19 protein-coding genes and 1 pseudogene are annotated in these 20041 nt (G+C 52.8%); 6 read left to right on the top strand and 14 right to left on the bottom strand.

What is annotated here, in order from left to right:
• Nucleotides 1-26: 26 nt before the first annotated feature.
• The 3 genes from pspG to OGY18_RS25200 all read right to left on the bottom strand — a co-directional run bounded on the left by pspG (nt 27) and on the right by OGY18_RS25200 (nt 1997).
• Nucleotides 27-269: an envelope stress response protein PspG gene (gene pspG, locus OGY18_RS25210; protein WP_003031713.1), complete on the bottom strand. Its 243-nt coding sequence runs from the start codon at nt 267-269 to the stop codon at nt 27-29.
• A 133-nt stretch (nt 270-402) separates the two neighbouring features.
• Entirely contained in the window at nt 403-1401 is a 999-nt protein-coding gene (gene dusA, locus OGY18_RS25205; protein ID WP_020996089.1) for a tRNA dihydrouridine(20/20a) synthase DusA, read from the bottom strand.
• A gap of 107 nt (nt 1402-1508) precedes the next feature.
• Nucleotides 1509-1997 (bottom strand): cupin domain-containing protein, encoded by a 489-nt coding sequence (locus tag OGY18_RS25200; protein WP_003031710.1) that lies wholly within the window; start codon nt 1995-1997, stop codon nt 1509-1511.
• A gap of 115 nt (nt 1998-2112) precedes the next feature.
• On the opposite strand from OGY18_RS25200, the gene zur reads away from it, so the two are divergent.
• Entirely contained in the window at nt 2113-2631 is a 519-nt protein-coding gene (gene zur, locus OGY18_RS25195; protein WP_003031709.1) for a zinc uptake transcriptional repressor Zur, read from the top strand.
• 48 nt (nt 2632-2679) lie between these two features.
• On the opposite strand, the gene OGY18_RS25190 is transcribed toward zur, so the two are convergent.
• The 4 genes from OGY18_RS25190 to OGY18_RS25175 all read right to left on the bottom strand — a co-directional run bounded on the left by OGY18_RS25190 (nt 2680) and on the right by OGY18_RS25175 (nt 5563).
• Complete coding sequence (locus OGY18_RS25190; protein ID WP_003031706.1) at nt 2680-2889, bottom strand: CsbD family protein; 210 nt, start codon at nt 2887-2889, stop codon at nt 2680-2682.
• Nucleotides 2890-3025: 136 nt separating this feature from the next.
• Nucleotides 3026-4345 (bottom strand): MATE family efflux transporter DinF, encoded by a 1320-nt coding sequence (dinF, locus tag OGY18_RS25185; protein ID WP_286554731.1) that lies wholly within the window; start codon nt 4343-4345, stop codon nt 3026-3028.
• Between the two features lie 131 nt (nt 4346-4476).
• Nucleotides 4477-5085, bottom strand: coding sequence for a transcriptional repressor LexA (lexA, locus tag OGY18_RS25180; protein ID WP_003826596.1), 609 nt, complete (start codon nt 5083-5085; stop codon nt 4477-4479).
• Nucleotides 5086-5194: 109 nt separating this feature from the next.
• Complete coding sequence (locus tag OGY18_RS25175) at nt 5195-5563, bottom strand: diacylglycerol kinase (protein WP_003826594.1); 369 nt, start codon at nt 5561-5563, stop codon at nt 5195-5197.
• Nucleotides 5564-5733: 170 nt separating this feature from the next.
• On the opposite strand from OGY18_RS25175, the gene plsB reads away from it, so the two are divergent.
• A complete protein-coding gene (gene plsB, locus OGY18_RS25170) occupies nt 5734-8154 on the top strand; it encodes a glycerol-3-phosphate 1-O-acyltransferase PlsB (RefSeq protein ID WP_286554729.1) in 2421 nt (806 codons plus the stop codon).
• Nucleotides 8155-8208: 54 nt separating this feature from the next.
• On the opposite strand, the gene ubiA is transcribed toward plsB, so the two are convergent.
• The 5 genes from ubiA to malK form a co-directional block, all read right to left on the bottom strand.
• Nucleotides 8209-9081 (bottom strand): 4-hydroxybenzoate octaprenyltransferase, encoded by an 873-nt coding sequence (gene ubiA / locus OGY18_RS25165; RefSeq protein WP_003826589.1) that lies wholly within the window; start codon nt 9079-9081, stop codon nt 8209-8211.
• Nucleotides 9082-9094: 13 nt separating this feature from the next.
• Nucleotides 9095-9592: a chorismate lyase gene (ubiC, locus tag OGY18_RS25160; protein WP_286554728.1), complete on the bottom strand. Its 498-nt coding sequence runs from the start codon at nt 9590-9592 to the stop codon at nt 9095-9097.
• Nucleotides 9593-9772: 180 nt separating this feature from the next.
• Complete coding sequence (gene malM / locus OGY18_RS25155) at nt 9773-10720, bottom strand: maltose operon protein MalM (RefSeq protein ID WP_149282104.1); 948 nt, start codon at nt 10718-10720, stop codon at nt 9773-9775.
• A gap of 113 nt (nt 10721-10833) precedes the next feature.
• A complete protein-coding gene (locus OGY18_RS25150; protein ID WP_003826583.1) occupies nt 10834-12189 on the bottom strand; it encodes a maltoporin in 1356 nt (451 codons plus the stop codon).
• A gap of 91 nt (nt 12190-12280) precedes the next feature.
• On the bottom strand, nt 12281-13390 hold the full coding sequence (malK, locus tag OGY18_RS25145) for a maltose/maltodextrin ABC transporter ATP-binding protein MalK (RefSeq protein ID WP_286554727.1): 1110 nt from the start codon (nt 13388-13390) through the stop codon (nt 12281-12283).
• A 360-nt stretch (nt 13391-13750) separates the two neighbouring features.
• Between malK and malE the strand changes: the two genes are divergently transcribed.
• Nucleotides 13751-14941, top strand: coding sequence for a maltose/maltodextrin ABC transporter substrate-binding protein MalE (gene malE, locus OGY18_RS25140; protein WP_003031680.1), 1191 nt, complete (start codon nt 13751-13753; stop codon nt 14939-14941).
• A gap of 15 nt (nt 14942-14956) precedes the next feature.
• Here malE and OGY18_RS27590 read toward each other — a convergent pair.
• Nucleotides 14957-15031 (bottom strand): annotated as a pseudogene (locus tag OGY18_RS27590) (hypothetical protein); the annotation flags it as partial.
• Nucleotides 15032-15071: 40 nt separating this feature from the next.
• On the opposite strand from OGY18_RS27590, the gene malF reads away from it, so the two are divergent.
• The 3 genes from malF to xylE all read left to right on the top strand — a co-directional run bounded on the left by malF (nt 15072) and on the right by xylE (nt 19463).
• Nucleotides 15072-16616, top strand: coding sequence for a maltose ABC transporter permease MalF (gene malF, locus OGY18_RS25135; RefSeq protein ID WP_003826577.1), 1545 nt, complete (start codon nt 15072-15074; stop codon nt 16614-16616).
• A gap of 156 nt (nt 16617-16772) precedes the next feature.
• Nucleotides 16773-17663 (top strand): maltose ABC transporter permease MalG, encoded by an 891-nt coding sequence (gene malG / locus OGY18_RS25130; protein ID WP_003826575.1) that lies wholly within the window; start codon nt 16773-16775, stop codon nt 17661-17663.
• A gap of 324 nt (nt 17664-17987) precedes the next feature.
• Nucleotides 17988-19463, top strand: a complete 1476-nt coding sequence (gene xylE, locus OGY18_RS25125) for a D-xylose transporter XylE (protein WP_286554725.1) — start codon at nt 17988-17990, stop codon at nt 19461-19463.
• A 45-nt stretch (nt 19464-19508) separates the two neighbouring features.
• Here the strand turns inward: xylE and psiE are convergent, their stop codons facing one another.
• On the bottom strand, nt 19509-19919 hold the full coding sequence (gene psiE / locus OGY18_RS25120) for a phosphate-starvation-inducible protein PsiE (protein ID WP_063941223.1): 411 nt from the start codon (nt 19917-19919) through the stop codon (nt 19509-19511).
• Nucleotides 19920-20041 lie beyond the last annotated feature (122 nt).

Below are 20041 nucleotides of genomic sequence, written 5' to 3'. Positions count from 1 at the left end.
CAGGTTGTGACGTACCGCTCAATACCTTAGTAAAACCGGCGGTTATTGCGCTGATACTGTGGGACTTTTGGCGCTTTTATCGCCTTGATAACCCACACCACGGCAACAGCCAGTAGCAGCCAGGGCAACAGTTTAATCATCAAGGCAAATAGTCCGCCCAGAAACATCACTGCGGTGGCTACGACCAATGCGGCCAGAACGCCCAGCAAAGAAACGCCGGTGACCATCAGCATGATAAAAAATCCAATCACAAAAAGTAGTTCCAGCATGGCTCTCTCCCGAAATGAAATTCTCTCCATTGCTTTACAAGAAACATGCCAAAAATAATGCGTTGATTTATAAAGAAAACGCCCCGCGACAAAGCGCAGGGCGTGGTGAAATTAACTAACTTTTGGTGAAAACTTAACGCTTGTCTGCCACCAGCTTCAGCGCGTGCTCCAGAACGTTAATATCTGCCCCGGCTTTATGTGCATTCTCGCTCAGATAGCGACGCCACTGACGGGCCCCAGGGATCCCCTGAAACAGCCCCAACATATGGCGTGTCACATGTCCCAAATAGGTTCCCTTACTCAGTTCACGTTCAATATACGGGTACATGGCACGCACCACGGCGACCGGATCGGTATCTTCGGTGGTAGCTGCAAAAATCTCGCGGTCAACGGACGCCAGAATGCCTGGGTTTTGATAAGCTTCACGCCCCACCATCACGCCATCCATATGTTGCAGATGAATTTTCGCTTCTTCCAACGATTTAATGCCACCGTTGATCGACATCGTCAGATGCGGGAAATCACGCTTTAGCTGATAAACACGGTCATAATCCAGCGGTGGAATTTCGCGGTTTTCTTTCGGGCTTAACCCGGACAGCCAGGCCTTGCGGGCGTGAATGATAAACATCTCACATTCGCCTTTGCCAGATACCGTGTTGATGAAATCGCAGAGAAATTCGTAGCTGTCCTGGTCATCAATGCCGATACGAGTTTTCACTGTTACCGGAATCGACACCACGTCGCGCATCGCTTTGACGCAATCGGCGACCAGTTGCGCATTCCCCATCAGGCAGGCGCCAAACATGCCATTCTGCACGCGGTCGGAAGGACAACCCACGTTGAGATTGATTTCGTCATAGCCCCGCTGTTCAGCGAGCTTTGCGCACTGCGCCAGCGCCGCAGGATCACTCCCGCCCAGTTGTAATGCGACCGGATGCTCTTCTTCGCTATATGCCAGATAATCGCCTTTACCATGAATGATTGCCCCAGTGGTTACCATCTCCGTATAGAGCAGCGTCTGGCTGGACAGTAAGCGCAAAAAGTAGCGGCAGTGTCTGTCCGTCCAGTCGAGCATCGGCGCGATAGAAAAACGATGAGCGGGAAAAGCGGTAGACTGAGATTCAGGCAGCATGGCGAATATTCAAGCATCCGGTTAAAAAAGGGGCGCTACTATAGCATAGACCGTTACGATAGTGAGCCACATCCTCGCGGCTCACTCCCCCTGACCCTAAATAAACGCTATTTACGCCCCGGTTTTCCGTCGTGAGATCCAAAAAACTGCGGCGGATGGTCGACCCAGCGATCCTCACGTGTAGCGGCATAGACCGGGTTAAGCGGATAATAAATGCGATTGTATTTTTTGTTCGCCTCACCCACGACTAACAGGCGCACCTCTTCACTGGTGTTATTAATAAAGGTATGGCACACGCCTGTACCTGCCGGGAAACCGACGCTGTCGCCCGGTTCCAGCTTCCATAAATACCCGTTAATCCAGGCCTCAGGATAACCTTCCAGCACGTAGATAAATTCTTCCTCATCGCTTTCAGCGTGCGGGTACGACGTGCGCCGACCCGGCGGCAGGCGTTCATGATGAATGCCGAGTCGTCCTAACCCCAACTTGCGGGCAAGTGGCGCGCCAATAGCAAATAGCTCATCGCTGTCAGGATAAGTGGAGTCATCAGCCCCCTCAACCTCACGCCAGTGGCGAATACAATCGGGTCTTTTCATGGTTATTTTCCAGTATTGCGATGCGTCAGGTATAGCACACCACGGTGGATCTCGGTGTTTTAAGCAGAACATGTTAAAGTAAGGGATTAACCTTCCACGCAAATCGAGGCGCCAAATGGACAAAACCACTACGCAAGAGTTATTGGCTCAAGCTGAAAAACTCTGCGCGCAACGCAACGTGCGGCTTACGCCACAACGCCTCGAAGTACTGCGCCTGATGAGCCTGCAGGAAGGTGCGATCAGCGCCTATGACCTGCTCGACCTGTTGCGGGAAACTGAGCCACAGGCTAAACCACCTACCGTATATCGTGCGCTCGATTTTCTGCTGGAACAAGGTTTCGTGCACAAGGTGGAATCCACCAACAGCTATGTGCTTTGTCATCTGTTCGATCAGCCAACCCACAGTTCTGCAATGTTCATTTGCGACCGCTGCGGCGTGGTAAAAGAAGAGTGTGCGGAAGGTGTGGAAGACATTATGCATACGCTGGCGGCAAAAATGGGCTTTGCACTGCGGCATAACGTTATTGAAGCCCACGGGCTGTGTCCGGCCTGTGTGGAAGTTGAATCTTGCCGCCATCCTGGCGAGTGCCAGCATGACCATACGATTCAGGTGAAGAAGAAGGTTGGGCGTTAGGTAAGCGGGAGAGCGTACATCCTTGTACTCTCAGGAGGGAAGGGTTAATTACCAGCGGTAATCATTACGTTTTTCCCAATCGTTAACTTCTTTCTCCGCCTGATCTTTCGCGTAACCGTAACGCTCCTGGACTTTACCGACCAGTTGGTCACGTTTACCTTCAATGACCGTCATATCATCATCGGTCAGTTTGCCCCATTGCTCTTTCACTTTACCTTTAAACTGCTTCCAGTTGCCGCCGACTTCGTCTTTATTCATCATCAAGTCCTCATCGTTAGGTTGTGAATAGCGAGAGTGCCATGTCCAGACACATGCTGTTTTTGCTGGACGTGAGAATAAGTGTAGTCAGTGATTCTGGGTTTTATTTACTATTCGGAATTTTTAACCATTCCGCTCAGGCAAACCAGGTTCCATTACGCCAGTGACGTCGCCAGATAAAGGCCAGTGAAAGCCCGCGCAACGCCAGGAAAACCGTTAACGCCAACCACAAGCCATGGTTTCCCAGCCACGGCAAAGTCAGCAGCGTTAATGCGAATCCTGTGGCAGCAACGGCCATACTGTTGCGCATTTCTGCCGCGCGCGTCGCGCCAATAAACATTCCGTCGAGCAGATAACACCAGACACCCACCAGCGGTAACACCACCTGCCAGAAAAGATAGCGATCGGCCAGCAGTTGGATTTGCGGCAGCGAGGTCAGTAGCGCAACAACCTGCTCGCCAAACAGGGCATAAACCAACGAGAACAAAATAGCCACAATACCGGACTGTCGGCAGGCCGCCCGCCAGACGTCCAGCAACTGGCTACCATCTCGCGCCCCATAGGCCTGGCCCGAATGCGCTTCCACGGCATAGGCAAATCCATCCAGCGCGTAGGCGGTAAAGGTTAGCAGGGTCATCAGAACGGCATTAACCGCAATGATATCGCCTCCCAGACGCGCACCCAGCACCGTGATAGCGCCAAAACAGAGCTGCAGCAGTAGCGAGCGCAACATGATGTCACGGTTAAGTGCCAACAAACGGCGGAAGTTGCCACGCCACGCCTGCTTCAGCATTGCCAGCGAAATTCCGCGCATATGCAGGACTTTTCGCACCATCATCAGGCCGATCAGCAAGGTGGCATATTCAGCAATCACCGTTGCCAGTGCCGCACCCTGCACGTTCATATGCAGGCCCATCACCAGCCATATATCAAGCACAATGTTGAGAATATTGCCGACAATCAACAAGATAACCGGCGCACGTGCATACTGAACGCCAAGCAGCCAGCCGAGCAGCACCAGATTCGCCAGCGAGGCGGGTGCGCTTAACCAGCGAATTTCGAGGAAACGTCGGGCCTGCTCCAGTACCGCTTCACTTCCGCCAACAATGTGCAGAGCCAGATCGATAATTGGCGTACGAAACAGTGCGATAAGCAACCCCGCTCCCAGCGCCAGCATGAGCGGCTGCACCAGTGCGCGCGCCAGCGCCTGTGGATTTTTCGCACCAAATGCCTGTGCGGTCAGACCAGTGGTACTCATGCGCAAAAAAAGCAGCAGCATAAAAAGAAAACTGGTTGCCGTGGCACCAACCGCAACACCGCCAAGATAGACCGGACTATCCAGATGACCAATCACCGCAGTATCCACCAGTCCCAGCAGAGGAACGGTGATATTGGAGAAGATCATGGGTAAGGCGAGGTGCCAGAGTGCTTTATCAGAAGAGGTAAAGAAAGGCATACAGGAGGGCCTGAGAAGAAGTTAGACGTACTAGACAATGTGATGCAGGCCCGGCAAGCGCAGCGCTACCGGGCACGTTGCCGGATGGCGACGTCATCGTCTTATCCGGCCTACAGGGATTCAACAGAAAATTACAGCCATTCACCGTTACGAATGACGCCTACTGCCAGCCCTTCAATAGTGAAGTTTTGTTCGCGCAGGTCGACAACGATAGGTTTGAATTCGCTGTTTTCTGGCAAGAGTTCAACCTTGTTGCCCTGCTTTTTCAGACGCTTAACCGTAACTTCGTCATCAATACGGGCAACAACAACCTGGCCGTTACGCACGTCCTGGGTCTTATGCACAGCGAGTAAATCACCGTCCATAATCCCGATATCTTTCATCGACATACCGCTAACGCGCAGCAGAAAATCGGCGTTCGGTTTGAACAGTGAAGGATCGACCTGATAGTGGCCTTCAATGTGCTGCTGCGCCAAAAGTGGCTCACCGGCTGCCACGCGCCCCACAAGCGGTAACCCTTCTTCTTCTTCCTGCAACAGTCGAATACCGCGCGATGCGCCGGATACAATTTCCAGCACACCTTTACGCGCCAGCGCTTTCAGGTGTTCTTCAGCTGCGTTTGGGGAACGGAACCCCAAACGCTGCGCGATCTCCGCACGCGTCGGTGGCATACCTGTCTGGCTGATGTGATCTCTAATGAGATCAAACACCTCTTGTTGCCTGGCCGTTAACGCTTTCATTCCGCCCCCTGGGTGTATATACAGTTATGCTGTGAGTATATACAGCTAAAGGCGATTTTGGAACCGCAAACTGCACAAAAAACAGGAGATTTATGCAGTTGTGGAAGCCTTATCGCAAATGCGACCACAACAGAATGCCCCAGGTGATCAGCGCGACAAAAATAGACAGCAATACCGCTGCCGACCCCATATCTTTCGCCCGACCGGAAAGTTCGTGGTACTCAGAACCAATACGATCAACTACCGCTTCAATCGCACTGTTGAGGATTTCAACGATCATCACCAGCATCACAGAACCGATCAACAACACGCGGGTAATTGCATCAACATCCAGCCAGCAGGCGATGGCGACGCCCAGCAGGACGGCAACACTTTCCTGACGGAATGCCGCCTCATTAATCCATGCAGCGCGAAAACCTTTCCAGGAATAACCTGCTGCTTTGATAATTCGGGTGAATCCAGTGGTATTATTGGCCATCAAAAAGAACCTTTTTACATTATTAGCGTCAATGTCATTGTAACGTTACCCCGTTTGTTCAGGGTGTGGCAAAGCAGCGCGAAGTATGACCGGATACCACAGAAATTCACTAAACTTTCTGATATCCTTGCAGCGCATTTGCATTATTAACCAGAGGCTTTACATCGTTTATGTCCGGCTGGCCACGAATTTACTACAAATTACTGAATTTACCATTAAGCGTCCTGGTAAAAAGCAAGTCTATTCCAGCAGAACCTGCTCCGGAATTGGGACTCGATACTTCGCGTCCCATTATGTACGTCCTACCGTACAATTCGAAAGCAGACTTGCTGACGCTGCGTGCCCAATGTCTGGTGCACGACCTCCCCGATCCCCTGGAACCACTAGAGATAGACGGAACGCTGTTACCGCGCTACGTGTTTATTCACGGCGGTCCGCGTGTATTCACCTATTACACGCCGAAAGAAGAGTCTATCAAGCTGTTCCACAACTATCTCGACTTGCATCGCAGCAATCCAGATCTGGATGTGCAGATGGTGCCGGTTTCGGTGATGTTTGGCCGTGCGCCGGGGCGTGAAAAAGGCGAGGTCAATCCGCCGTTACGTATGCTAAACGGCGTACAGAAATTCTTTGCGGTGTCCTGGCTGGGTCGCGACAGTTTTGTCCGTTTCTCCCCGTCGGTCTCTCTGCGCCGTATGGCGGATGAACACGGTACGGATAAGATCATCGCCCAGAAGCTGGCACGCGTGGCGCGTATGCACTTTGCTCGCCAGCGCCTGGCCGCTGTCGGCCCGCGCCTCCCTGCCCGCCAGGATCTGTTTAATAAACTGTTAGCTTCAAAAGCGATCGCTCGTGCGGTAGAAGATGAAGCGCGCAGTAAAAAAATCTCCCACGAAAAAGCGCAGCAAAATGCCATTGCGCTGATGGAAGAGATTGCCGCCAACTTCTCCTACGAAATGATTCGTCTGACGGACCGTATTTTGGGCTTTACCTGGAACCGTCTGTATCAGGGGATTAACGTTCATAATGCTGAACGTGTACGCCAGTTGGCGCACGATGGGCATGAAATCGTGTACGTTCCGTGCCACCGCAGCCATATGGACTATATGCTGCTGTCGTACGTTCTGTACCATCAGGGTTTGGTGCCGCCGCACATCGCAGCCGGTATCAACCTGAACTTCTGGCCAGCGGGTCCGATTTTCCGCCGTCTGGGCGCGTTCTTTATTCGTCGTACCTTCAAGGGCAACAAGCTCTATTCCACCGTATTCCGCGAATACCTGGGCGAGCTGTTCAGCCGCGGCTACTCGGTTGAGTACTTTGTCGAAGGGGGCCGTTCACGTACCGGTCGTCTGCTCGACCCGAAAACCGGCACGCTGTCGATGACTATTCAGGCGATGCTGCGCGGCGGTACGCGCCCTATTACCCTCGTACCTATTTACATCGGCTATGAGCACGTAATGGAAGTGGGCACCTACGCGAAAGAGTTGCGTGGCGCGACGAAAGAGAAAGAAAGTCTGCCGCAAATGCTGCGTGGCTTAAGCAAGCTGCGTAACCTGGGTCAGGGCTACGTCAACTTTGGTGAACCAATGCCATTGATGACTTACCTCAACCAGCATGTGCCGGAGTGGCGTGAATCTATTGACCCTATCGAGTCTATCCGCCCGGCCTGGTTGACGCCGACGGTGAATAACATTGCCGCCGATTTGATGGTGCGCATTAACAACGCAGGCGCGGCCAACGCCATGAACCTGTGCTGTACCGCGTTACTGGCTTCCCGCCAGCGCTCTCTGACCCGTGAACAGCTGACCGAGCAGCTTGACTGCTACCTGAGCCTGCTGCGCAACGTGCCGTACGCGGCGGATGCTACTGTTCCTGCGCAGAGTGCCAGTGAACTGATCGACCACGCCTTGCAGATGAACAAGTTTGAGGTCGAGAAAGACACCATCGGTGACATCATTATTCTGCCGCGCGAGCAGGCGGTATTGATGACCTACTACCGCAATAATATTGCGCATATGCTGGTTCTGCCTTCGTTGATGGCAGCCATTGTGACTCAGCATCGTCGTATTTCACGCGCCGCATTGCAGCAGCATATTGATGCGCTGTACCCGATGCTGAAAGCGGAGCTGTTCTTACGCTGGGAGCGTGATGAGCTTGCCGGGGTAATTGATGAACTGGCCAGCGAAATGCAGCGCCAGGGACTCATCACCCTGACCGATGACGAACTGCATATCAATCCAGCCCGCTCCCGCACGCTACAGTTGCTGGCGGCAGGTGCTCGCGAGACGTTGCAGCGCTACGCCATTACCTTCTGGCTGCTGAGCGCGAACCCGTCCATCAACCGTGGCACGCTGGAAAAAGAGAGCCGCACCGTGGCGCAACGCCTCTCAGTGCTGCACGGCATTAACGCGCCGGAATTCTTCGATAAAGCCGTGTTCAGCTCTCTGGTGCTGACGCTGCGTGACGAGGGATTCATCAGCGATACCGGAGATGCCGAACCGAAAGAGACGATGAAGATCTATCAGATGCTGGCCGAACTGGTCACGTCAGATGTGCGTCTGACTATCGAGAGCGCCACTCAGGGCGAGTAAGCATAAAAAACCGGTCGAAATGACCGGTTTTTTATTTTGCAGGCTAAGCCAAAATCAAAAATGCCAGTAGCTCATTGCCAGGCCTAAGAACAGCACCAGACCGACGTAGTTATTGTTCATAAACGCTTTAAAGCAGGCATCACGTTCACGGTTGACGATCAGTTTCTGCTGATAGACAAACAGCGCGCCCGCCACCAGCAGAGACCAGTAATAGCCCAGTCCTAACCCGTTTAACCAGCCCACCAGCGCCATCAGCACCAGCACGCCTACCTGCAAAATACCAATAATCAGCTTGTCGTTCTGACCGAACAGGATCGCGGTCGATTTAATGCCGATCTTCAGGTCATCATCCCGGTCAACCATGGCGTACTGCGTATCATAAGCCACCGCCCAGAGAATATTCGCAAGGAACATCAGCCAGCAGCTCAGCGGTACGGACTCACTCACGGCGGCGAACGCCATCGGGATCGACCAGCCAAACGCCGCCCCCAGCACCACCTGCGGCAGATGCGTATAGCGCTTCATAAACGGATAAACCCACGCTAATGCTAATGCCGCAACGGACAACAAAATAGTCATCGTGTTGAGGGTCAAAACCAGCAGGAAGGCCAGCAGCACCAGTACCACAAACAGCGTTCGGGCTTCTTTCTCGGTGACAGCCCCGCTCGGCAGCGGTCTATTCGCGGTGCGTTTGACGTGCCCGTCAAATTTCCTGTCGGCATAATCATTCACCACGCATCCGGCGGCGCGCATTAACCAAACGCCAGCGACAAAAACCGCCAGGATCCACAGTTGCGGCATGCCTGGGGTCGCCACCCACAGTGCCCACAGCGTAGGCCAGAGCAGCAGTAAGGCGCCGATTGGCTTATCCGTACGCATCAAGCGGTGAAACGCCAGCAGCTTATTCTGCGTCAGACTCCACTCCATCTTTATCTTCCTCTCAGTACAACGGCGACGCAGGCAGAAAAAGCTCGGTAAGCATCAGTGGCTTACCGCTCAGCCGCAGGCGGGAACGACGCCCCCACAGCGCTGCATCGCGGCCAATCTCAATAAAATCTCGGGTCAATGTCGATGACGTAAACAGGTAGCGTCCGAGCGGGGTTTTCCCAAGGTTCTGTAAGGCCAGTTCAGGGCCGCACAAGGTTGATTCAGGCACCACAGTCCGTCCGGCAAGCCAGGGTTCACCATCCGCGCATAACAGGATTTCACGTAACCAATAACGAGACTCTTTAGGCAGCAGCGTCAGTTCTTCAGCCACCTCATTTTGCCCAACGAATTCTTCGCGAATCAACGTTACGGTGACCTTTTTCTCCTGCTGCTCAAAACGTTTGGTCATGGAATCTTCCAGTAACAACCAGTCGAGCAGTTGGGCGTCCAGCGCTGGGATCGCATCAAAATAACGCAGCGCACGCAGTTGCGTTAACGCAGGGTGTGGCATGCCTTACTCTCCGATTTATAACCTGAAGGCATTGTATCGCAGAAAAGGCATTACGGGGTGAGCAAACACGATTAAGTGATCGGTAGGGCAACATAAGTGTAACAATTAGCACCGAAGGATAAAAAAAGGTGCGCCAGGAGACGCACCAGTTGTTGCAAAATCAACAATGTGGGGAGATGTTTACCCCTTGCCTTTTACACTGCTGATAAAGGTGGATCGGGCAGATTTGGATCCCAGACGTTCCGCTTCATCAAGCAGCTTCAGCGCTTTATCAACATCGCCTTTTGCAACTGCATCCTTAATCGCCTGATTAAAATAGCTTTCCGTGTCGTTCAGCATTGGCTCGCTTTTCTTCACGGGTTGTGGTGCCGGAGCAGCAACGGCTGCCGCCGGAGCCGCGTAGGCCACTGCAGGCGCTGCGGTATTACCAACCGTAACAGGGCCAGGACCGGAAGAACCAAACAGCGGCCCGACCAGCACGCTGGAGGAGGAGCTGGTTTTAACTTTCAGATGCAGCAGACCGTCGGTGGTGTGGCGGGCAATCGGGTCCGGAATATCCGGAACAGCGTTACCTACCCCCTTGGCATAGGCTTTTGCCGGGTCAAGCAGGGTTGTGGTCTGCTGGAGATCTTTATCAGTAGTAAAGACCAGAACATACAGTTTTTGCTGTCCCAGCGCTGGCGTCAGGCGCATCACCCCTTCCAGACGATCGGCACTCATCACACCCGGTGCCTGGTAGGTAAAGTAACTGCTAGGGAAGAACGCAGATGGCGTCATGTTCTGATCAAGAATTAAGACGTTTGGCGCAAATACGCTGGTTTGTTTGTTGACTTCACTGCTCAGTGTCAGGGTCAGTTCACCAATGTTGGCCGGTACGCTGTAGGCGGCAACCGGGCCGCTAATACCGGCAATGTCCAGACGCTGTCCCGCTGTCGCCAACGAGGTTGATTGGGTTTTCGATTGATCAACTGGCGTCCAGGTTAACTGTTGCAACGCTGCAGTGGGAATAGCAGGCGCCGCGGTGGTGTTCTGCGGAACAATATTTACATCGGCCAGGCTGGTGCCAGGCGCGCTGGCAAATAACCCTGCAGATAAACAAAGGGCAACGAGACTTTTCTTCATTTTCATTGTTATCACCTCAGATAGCATGGGTTCAGCGGTGGCCAGGCAATAGCGCGCTAAACCGTAATCAAGAGGGGCTTGCGCCCCTCTTTCGGTCTTTACGTCAGGTTAGAGCTGAATTACCACCAGATTTCCATCTGAGCACCGAAGGACCACTCATCGCTGTCGCCACGGCTGGTTGTGCTGATACCAGAGTTCGTTGCAGCTGCGTATTTAGATACGTTGTTACCATTTTTAACGTAGCCCCACTCTTCATCCCATTTGGCATAGGTTGCAAAGACGCGGATTGCCGGACGAGACCAGATGCTGTCGCCTGCCTGCCACTGTTGTGCCAGGGTGATTTTGTATTGGCTGTTGCGATCGCCAGTCTGTTGAGATTTGACGTTGTCGTAGCCGACTTCCATCAGGGTGCTCATGATTGGTGTCCATTTGTACATCGGACGAATACCCACGGTGTACCATTCAGTACCCAGGTCATTATCCATGTCGATATTCTGATACATACCGACGTACATCAGGTCCCACTTGTCGCCCAGAGAGATAGCACCGTGGTCAAGTACGCGCACCAGGCTACCGTTGTTATTGATGTTGTTGTTTACATGATGGATAACGGGATCATTTGGTGTTGCCTGGGTATCGAAGGTTGAACCGTAAGTACCCTGCGAGCCACCTTTACCCTGCGTGGTCATCGCATCAGTTGCATACTGAACCACGAACTTGTTATAGCCCTTCAGCATGCTCTGAGTATGTTCTGCAGTGAACATCCAGCCATCTTTAGAAGCGCTATCCGCGTAGCTATAACCGTCAGTTTTATTCGCACGACCGTAGTCAACACCCAGTTCCAGCATGCCGTCCGGGTTAATGGCCATCTGCGCTAAACGCATGTCGAATACGTCGTTCGCGGTATCTTTGGATGTGTCGTAGATATTCTGGCTACTGAAGGTGTAAGAACCACCCGCTTCCTGAGAACGGGTTGCGGCCAGAGACAGTTTACCGAAGCCCAGATCGATGTTTTCAATACCAGCACCAGGACCTGAAATATCCCAGTAGTAGAAGTCGATCATGTGGACGTCATGACGCTGATAGAAACGTTTACCGGCCCAGATGGTGGAACCCGGCAGCCATTCAATCAGGTTTTTACCCTGCACGTTGGCTTCGCGGAAAGCAGGATCGGTCGCTTCCCAGTCATTCTGCTGTGCAACGGAGTAGGCAACGTTGGTGTCGAAGTAGAAGCTCTTATCGCCCTCTTTCCACACTTCCTGACCTAATTTGATTTCCGCATAGGTTTCACATTCGTTACCAAGACGGTATTTACTTTGGGCACCAGTTGCCTGGAAACACTGTTGTTCACCGCCGCTACCTGTCCAGCCAATGCCGGAACGAGCATAACCATGGAAATCCACAGCCATTGCCTGAACAGACATAATGCCTGCTGCTACAGCAACCGCCAGAGGGAGTTTGCGCAGAGTAATCATCGTTCTATCTCCTGAGATCATTGCTTTTCTTTAAACGCTGCCACCTTCTAAAACTGCGAATGGTTTTGCGTTTCGTTTTTTTATGGGGACCTTAAACGCCCGGCTCTTGATGCAACCGACGACATGCAGTGCCATCCTCACGGAACAGATGGCAACGCTCTGGCGGCAGGCCGATAGCGAATGTGGCACCCTCTTCTACCAACACCACGTCGTTCTGGCGGTAAACCAGGTTCTGACGGATGGCGGGGAACTGGATATGAATTTGTGTTTCGTGACCAAGCTGCTCGACCACCTGCACTTCACCTTCGAGGGTGACATCGGCGATATCGCTGGGCAGCAGATGTTCCGGGCGGATACCTAAAGACATGTTGGCGCCAACCTGTACCGCATGGCTGTCTACCGGGAGCCATATTTGCTGGCGGTTGGGCAGTTCAACCTGCACCTGATCGATAGCCGTTGCCGTGACTTTCACCGGCAGGAAGTTCATCTTCGGTGAACCAATGAAGCCCGCCACAAAGCGGTCAGCCGGGTAGTGATACAGTTCCAGAGGCTTACCAACCTGCGCTACGCGACCGGCATCCAGCACCACAATTTTGTCGGCCAGCGTCATCGCTTCGACCTGATCGTGGGTAACGTAAATCATCGTGCGGCCAAGACGTTTATGCAGGCGGGAGATTTCAATACGCATCTGCACGCGCAGAGCGGCATCGAGGTTCGACAGTGGTTCGTCCAGCAGGAATACGCGCGGTTCAGCGACCAGCGTACGGCCAATCGCCACACGCTGACGTTGTCCGCCGGAAAGCGCTTTTGGTTTACGCTCCAGCAGGTGTGCCAGTTGCAGAACTTCCGCAACCTGGTTCACGCGCTGGTTCATCACCTCTTTTTTCGCTCCGGCCAGTTTGAGGCCGAACGACATGTTTTCCGCGACGGACAAATGGGGATACAACGCGTAGGACTGAAAGACCATGCCTACACCACGTTCGGCGGGCGGAATGTCGTTCATCCGGGTCTCCCCGATAAACAGGTCACCACTGGTGATGGTTTCAAGTCCGGCGATCATACGCAGCAAGGTCGACTTACCGCAGCCTGACGGTCCGACAAACACCACGAATTCCCCTTCGTGAATGTCGAGATTGATATCTTTCGATACCACCACGTCACCCCAGGCTTTCGTTACATTTCGTAGCTGTACGCTCGCCATGCCCTTCTCCCTTCGTTACAACCTGTCATCGACAGCAACATTCATGATGGGCTGACTATGCGCGATCCCTTGACTGCGTGAATCCTCCACCCCCCGGCTTTTTTATGGGGGAGGAGGCGGGAGGATGAGAGAGCAGCGTCTGAGACCCGGGCCACCAGCCTCAGATGAATTTCGTGATGCAGCCTGCAAAAATCGGTGGGTTTTTATGTGCGCCAGTACGCAATACTCACATTTATGTAACACAGATCACATAAAGAGCGGGTGGGGCGTAGGGGTAAGGAGGATGGAAAGAGGTTGTCGTATAAAGAAACTAGTAACCGTTAAGCCACCTCTGCAAAATCACCAAACAGGATGGGAACTATGAAAATCAAAACTGGCGCACGCATCCTCGCATTGTCTGCATTAACGACGATGATGTTTTCCGCCTCGGCTCTCGCCAAGATTGAAGAAGGTAAGCTGGTTATCTGGATTAACGGCGACAAAGGCTATAACGGCCTCGCTGAAGTGGGCAAAAAATTCGAGAAAGACACCGGGATCAAAGTCACTATTGAGCACCCGGACAAGCTGGAAGAGAAGTTCCCGCAGGTTGCCGCGACCGGCGACGGCCCGGACATCATCTTCTGGGCACATGACCGTTTTGGCGGCTACGCTCAGTCTGGCCTGCTGGCTGAAATCACACCTGACAAAGCCTTCCAGGACAAGCTCTATCCGTTCACCTGGGATGCCGTACGCTATAACGGCAAACTGATTGCCTACCCGATCGCGGTTGAAGCGCTGTCGCTGATTTACAACAAAGACCTCGTTCCAAATCCACCGAAAACCTGGGAAGAAATTCCTGCACTGGATAAAGAGCTGAAGGCGAAAGGTAAATCCGCGCTGATGTTTAACCTGCAAGAACCGTACTTCACCTGGCCGCTGATTGCCGCCGACGGTGGTTACGCGTTCAAGTTTGAGAACGGTAAGTACGATGTGAAAGACGTGGGCGTGGATAACGCTGGCGCGAAAGCGGGTCTGACCTTCCTGGTTGATCTGATCAAGAACAAACACATGAACGCGGATACTGATTACTCCATCGCCGAAGCGGCCTTTAACAAAGGCGATACCGCGATGACCATCAACGGTCCGTGGGCGTGGTCCAACATCGATAAGAGCAAAATCAACTACGGCGTCACGCTGCTGCCAACCTTCAAAGGCAAAGCGTCTAAACCGTTTGTTGGCGTTCTGAGCGCCGGTATCAACGCCGCCAGCCCGAACAAAGAACTGGCGAAAGAGTTCCTCGAAAACTACCTGCTGACCGATCAGGGTCTGGATGAAGTGAACAAGGACAAACCGCTGGGCGCCGTTGCGCTGAAATCCTTCCAGGATCAGTTAGCGAAAGACCCACGTATCGCCGCCACTATGGATAACGCCCAGAAAGGCGAAATCATGCCGAACATCCCACAGATGTCCGCATTCTGGTATGCCGTTCGTACCGCAGTGATCAACGCAGCCAGCGGCCGTCAGACCGTCGATGCCGCACTGAAAGACGCGCAGGGTCGTATCACCAAGTAGTGCTGTAGCACACGTGCCGGATGGCGGCATAAATGCCTTATCCGGCCTACAACTCACCGTAGGCCTGATAAGCGCAGCGCCATCAGGCACTTTTGCCGACAGATGTTCAATGTTGTAGAGGAAGATCCCCATGGATGTCATTAAAAAGAAACACTGGTGGCAAAGCGACACGCTGAAATGGTCAGTGATGGGTCTGCTTGGGCTGCTGGTCGGTTACCTTGTTGTTTTGATGTACGCTCAGGGGGAGTACCTGTTTGCCATCATGACGCTGATTTTAAGCTCTGCTGGCCTGTATATTTTCGCTAACCGTAAAGCCTATGCCTGGCGCTATGTTTACCCGGGCGTTGCCGGTATGGGGCTGTTTGTCCTGTTTCCGTTGATTTGTACGATCGCCATTGCCTTTACCAACTACAGCAGTACCAACCAGCTGACCTTTGAACGCGCTCAGGAAGTCCTGATGGATCGTTCGTATCAGGCTGGGAAAACCTACAACTTTGGCCTGTATCCGGCGGGTGATGAGTGGCAACTGGCCCTCACCGACGGTGAAACCGGCAAGAATTACCTTTCTGACGCTTTTAAATTTGGCGGCGAGCAGAAACTGCAACTGAAAGAAGCCGAGGCGCTGCCGGCAGGCGAACGTGCAACACTGCGTATCATCACGCAGAATCGCCAGGCGCTTACCCAATTGACCGCCATCCTGCCGGATGAAAGCAAAGTTACCATGAGTTCGCTGCGCCAGTTTTCCGGCACGCAGCCACTTTATACGCTCGCTGAAGACGGCACGCTCACCAACAGCCAGAGCGGCGTAAAATACCGCGCCAACAACGATATTGGTTATTATCAGGCGATTAACGCTGACGGTAGCTGGGGTAGCGAAAAACTCAGCCCGGGCTACACCGTTGCCATCGGCTGGGATAACTTCACCCGCGTGTTTACCGACGAAGGCATCCAGAAACCGTTCTTCGCCATCTTCGTCTGGACGGTGGTCTTCTCGGTACTGACCGTTATTTTGACCGTTGCCGTGGGCATGGTGCTGGCCTGTCTCGTACAGTGGGAGTCTCTCAAAGGCAAAGCGATTTACCGCGTCCTGCTGATTCTGCCGTATGCCGTACCGTCGTTTATCTCGATTCTGATTTTCAAGGGCTTATTCAACCAGAGCTTTGGTGAAATCAACATGATGCTGAGCGCGCTGTTTGGCATCAAACCGGCCTGGTTCAGCGATCCAACCACCGCGCGTTCGATGATTATTATCGTCAACACCTGGCTCGGTTATCCATACATGATGATCCTGTGCATGGGTCTGCTGAAAGCGATTCCTGACGACCTGTATGAAGCCTCAGCGATGGATGGCGCAGGTCCGTTCCAGAACTTCTTTAAGATAACGCTACCGCTGTTGATTAAGCCGCTGACGCCGCTGATGATCGCCAGCTTCGCCTTTAACTTTAACAACTTCGTGCTGATTCAGCTGTTGACCAACGGTGGTCCGGACCGTCTTGGTACCACCACACCAGCCGGTTATACCGACCTGCTCGTGAGCTACACCTACCGTATCGCCTTTGAAGGCGGCGGTGGTCAGGACTTCGGTCTGGCGGCGGCGATTGCTACGCTGATCTTCCTGCTGGTTGGTGCGCTGGCGATTGTGAACCTGAAAGCCACACGTATGAAGTTTGATTAATTGGAATAACCAGGCGTCATTGGCGCGGGCAGTTTGAGCTCGGCCAGCGCGGAAGAACCGGAGCGTACACGTAGTACGTGAGGATTCTGAGCACTGCCCGAGTTCAAAATGGCAAGCAAAATAGCCTGGAGCGGTATCAAGGGGAGTAAAAATATTATGGCTATGGTTCAACCCAAATCTCAGAAGTTACGTTTATTCGCAACGCACTTAGGGCTGCTGATTTTTATCGCGGCGATCATGTTCCCGCTGCTGATGGTTATCGCTATCTCGCTGCGCGAAGGTAACTTTGCCACCGGCAGCCTGATCCCGGAAAACATCTCCTGGGAACACTGGAAACTGGCGCTGGGCTTTAGTGTTGAACACGCGGATGGCCGTGTGACGCCACCGCCGTTCCCGGTACTGTTATGGCTGTGGAACTCGGTGAAAGTGGCCAGCATTACCGCGATCGGTATCGTGACGCTTTCCACTACCTGTGCTTACGCCTTTGCTCGTATGCGTTTCCCGGGCAAAGCAACCCTGCTGAAAGGGATGCTGATTTTCCAGATGTTCCCGGCGGTACTGTCTCTGGTCGCGTTGTATGCTTTGTTTGATCGCCTGGGCCAGTACATTCCGTTTATCGGCCTGAACACGCACGGCGGCGTGATCTTCGCCTACCTCGGCGGTATTGCGCTGCATGTATGGACGATAAAGGGCTATTTCGAAACTATCGACGGTTCACTGGAAGAAGCGGCCGCGCTGGATGGCGCTACGCCGTGGCAGGCATTCCGCCTGGTGCTGCTGCCGCTTTCCGTTCCGATTCTGGCGGTCGTGTTTATTCTGTCTTTCATTGCCGCTATTACCGAAGTACCGGTCGCGTCACTGCTGCTGCGTGATGTGAACAGCTATACCCTTGCGGTAGGTATGCAGCAGTACCTCAACCCACAGAACTATTTGTGGGGCGACTTTGCCGCCGCGGCTGTACTTTCAGCCATTCCGATCACTCTGGTGTTCTTGCTGGCGCAGCGCTGGCTAGTCAACGGTCTGACCGCGGGTGGTGTGAAAGGTTAAGTTTTACCGAAGTACCTGCCCGGCAACGGGCAATGCCACTGCAACCCTCAACTTATGTTATCCCAACCTGTGACTGTTATTCGGCGCTCTACGGAGCGCCCTTTTTTTATGTTATTTTGCATCACTGTTACGATTATTTCCTTTCGTGCTCTCCATCACTGCAATTCTATTTCCTGTCTGAATATAGATAAATCAAACAGAATTAAGATCACAGAAAAGACAAAACGTAATTGCAATGTAAAAAATGATAATTGTCTTCCCTGCCTGTTAAATTCAACATCACGGCACTGATCAAAAGAGCTGTATCCTCTAAGGCAGGTCTGAATGAACACCCAATATAATTCCAGTTATATTTTTTCGATTACATTAGTGGCAACGTTAGGAGGGCTATTATTCGGCTACGACACTGCGGTCATATCCGGAACGGTAGAATCCCTGAATACCGTATTTGTCGCCCCACAACATTTAAGTGAATCCGCCGCCAACTCGCTGTTGGGCTTTTGCGTCGCCAGTGCGTTGATTGGTTGCATCATCGGCGGTGCGCTGGGCGGCTATTGCAGTAACCGGTTTGGTCGCCGGGACTCGCTGAAAATCGCGGCGCTGCTGTTCTTTATTTCCGGTATTGGTTCCGCCTGGCCAGAATTAGGTTTTACGACTATTAACCCGGATAACGCCGTACCCGTTTATTTAGCCGGATACGTTCACGAATTTGTTATTTATCGTATCATTGGGGGTATTGGTGTCGGTTTAGCTTCAATGCTCTCACCAATGTATATTGCTGAACTGGCACCCGCACACATTCGTGGGAAACTGGTGTCATTTAACCAGTTCGCCATTATTTTCGGTCAACTGTTGGTGTATTGCGTTAACTATTTTATCGCCCGTTCTGGCGATGCTAACTGGCTGAATACCGATGGCTGGCGCTATATGTTTGCGTCCGAAAGTATTCCCGCCCTGCTGTTTTTACTGCTGCTGTACACCGTACCGGAAAGTCCACGCTGGCTGATGGCGCGTGGCAGACACGAACAAGCGGAAGGTATTCTGCGCAAAATTATGGGCAGCACCCTCGCCACCCAGGCCATGCAGGAGATCAATCAGTCACTGGAACATGGTCGTAAAACCGGTGGTCGCCTGCTGATGTTTGGCGCAGGCGTTATCGTCATCGGCGTAATGCTGTCTATCTTCCAGCAATTCGTCGGTATTAACGTCGTGCTCTACTACGCCCCGGAGGTGTTTAAAACGCTGGGAGCCAGCACCGATGTGGCGCTGTTACAGACCATCATTGTTGGCGTGATCAACCTGAGCTTCACCGTGCTGGCGATCATGACGGTGGATAAATTTGGTCGCAAACCGCTGCAGATTATTGGCGCTCTGGGCATGGCCATCGGTATGTTCAGCCTCGGTACCGCGTTTTATACCCAGGCTTCCGGGCTGGTTGCACTGCTGTCGATGCTGTTTTACGTCGCCGCATTCGCCATGTCCTGGGGACCGGTTTGCTGGGTGTTGCTGGCAGAAATCTTCCCCAATGCGATTCGTGGCAAAGCGCTCGCCATTGCCGTTGCCGCTCAATGGCTGGCGAACTACTTCGTCTCCTGGACCTTCCCGATGATGGACAAAAATTCGTGGCTGGTTTCCCATTTCCACAACGGTTTCTCCTACTGGATTTACGGTTGTATGGGTATTCTGGCGGCGCTGTTTATGTGGAAGTTTGTACCGGAAACCAAAGGCAAAACGCTGGAAGAACTTGAAGAACTGTGGGAACCCGCCACAGAGAAAACCCAGCCTGCCTCTGCGCAGTAATCCTGACCTGCAACACGCCGCAGCCCGATTGCGGCGTGTTATCTTTTACTCTCGCTTCAGCCGTTTGGAATTACACAGCCACAGGGTGATCACCAGCAGCAGGATCGCCGCGGAATAGATCAGTACATCCATCGGTGCTTTATGATCGACGATGATCAACCGCACAATCGCGGTGATCCCAATATAGACAAAATAGCGCAACGGAAAGTGAAACCCTGACTGAAAGTACTTCACAATCAGCGCGATAAATTCAAAGTAGAGGAAGTAAACCACCAGCCCTTCCACCAGCTCATACTTGCTGGTTTGTTCCGGCGCGAACAGCACATCCGCCAGATGCAGCGTTTCTTTCCCGAGGAATACAACCAGGATCAGGCCCAGAGTCAGCAGCCCCAGATTCAACACGGTCTGTAAGATGGTGGAGATAAACTCCACGCGCGGACGAGATAGCGACGTCATAACAGCACCTCTTACTCAGTGGCGAGGTTCCTGTATAACGCAAAAATGTGACAGAGATCTACATTTTTTGTTTATGTTTTGTTCTCCAGAAGGTCCTTGCCGGATGGCGGCTTTGCCTTATC

Origin of the sequence: Citrobacter sp. Cpo142, from assembly GCF_030332425.1 — a bacterium.
GTDB classification, from domain to species: Bacteria; Pseudomonadota; Gammaproteobacteria; order Enterobacterales; family Enterobacteriaceae; genus Citrobacter; species Citrobacter portucalensis.
Note: the sequence above shows the minus strand (reverse complement) of the source record. Positions and strands in the feature narration are given on the sequence as shown.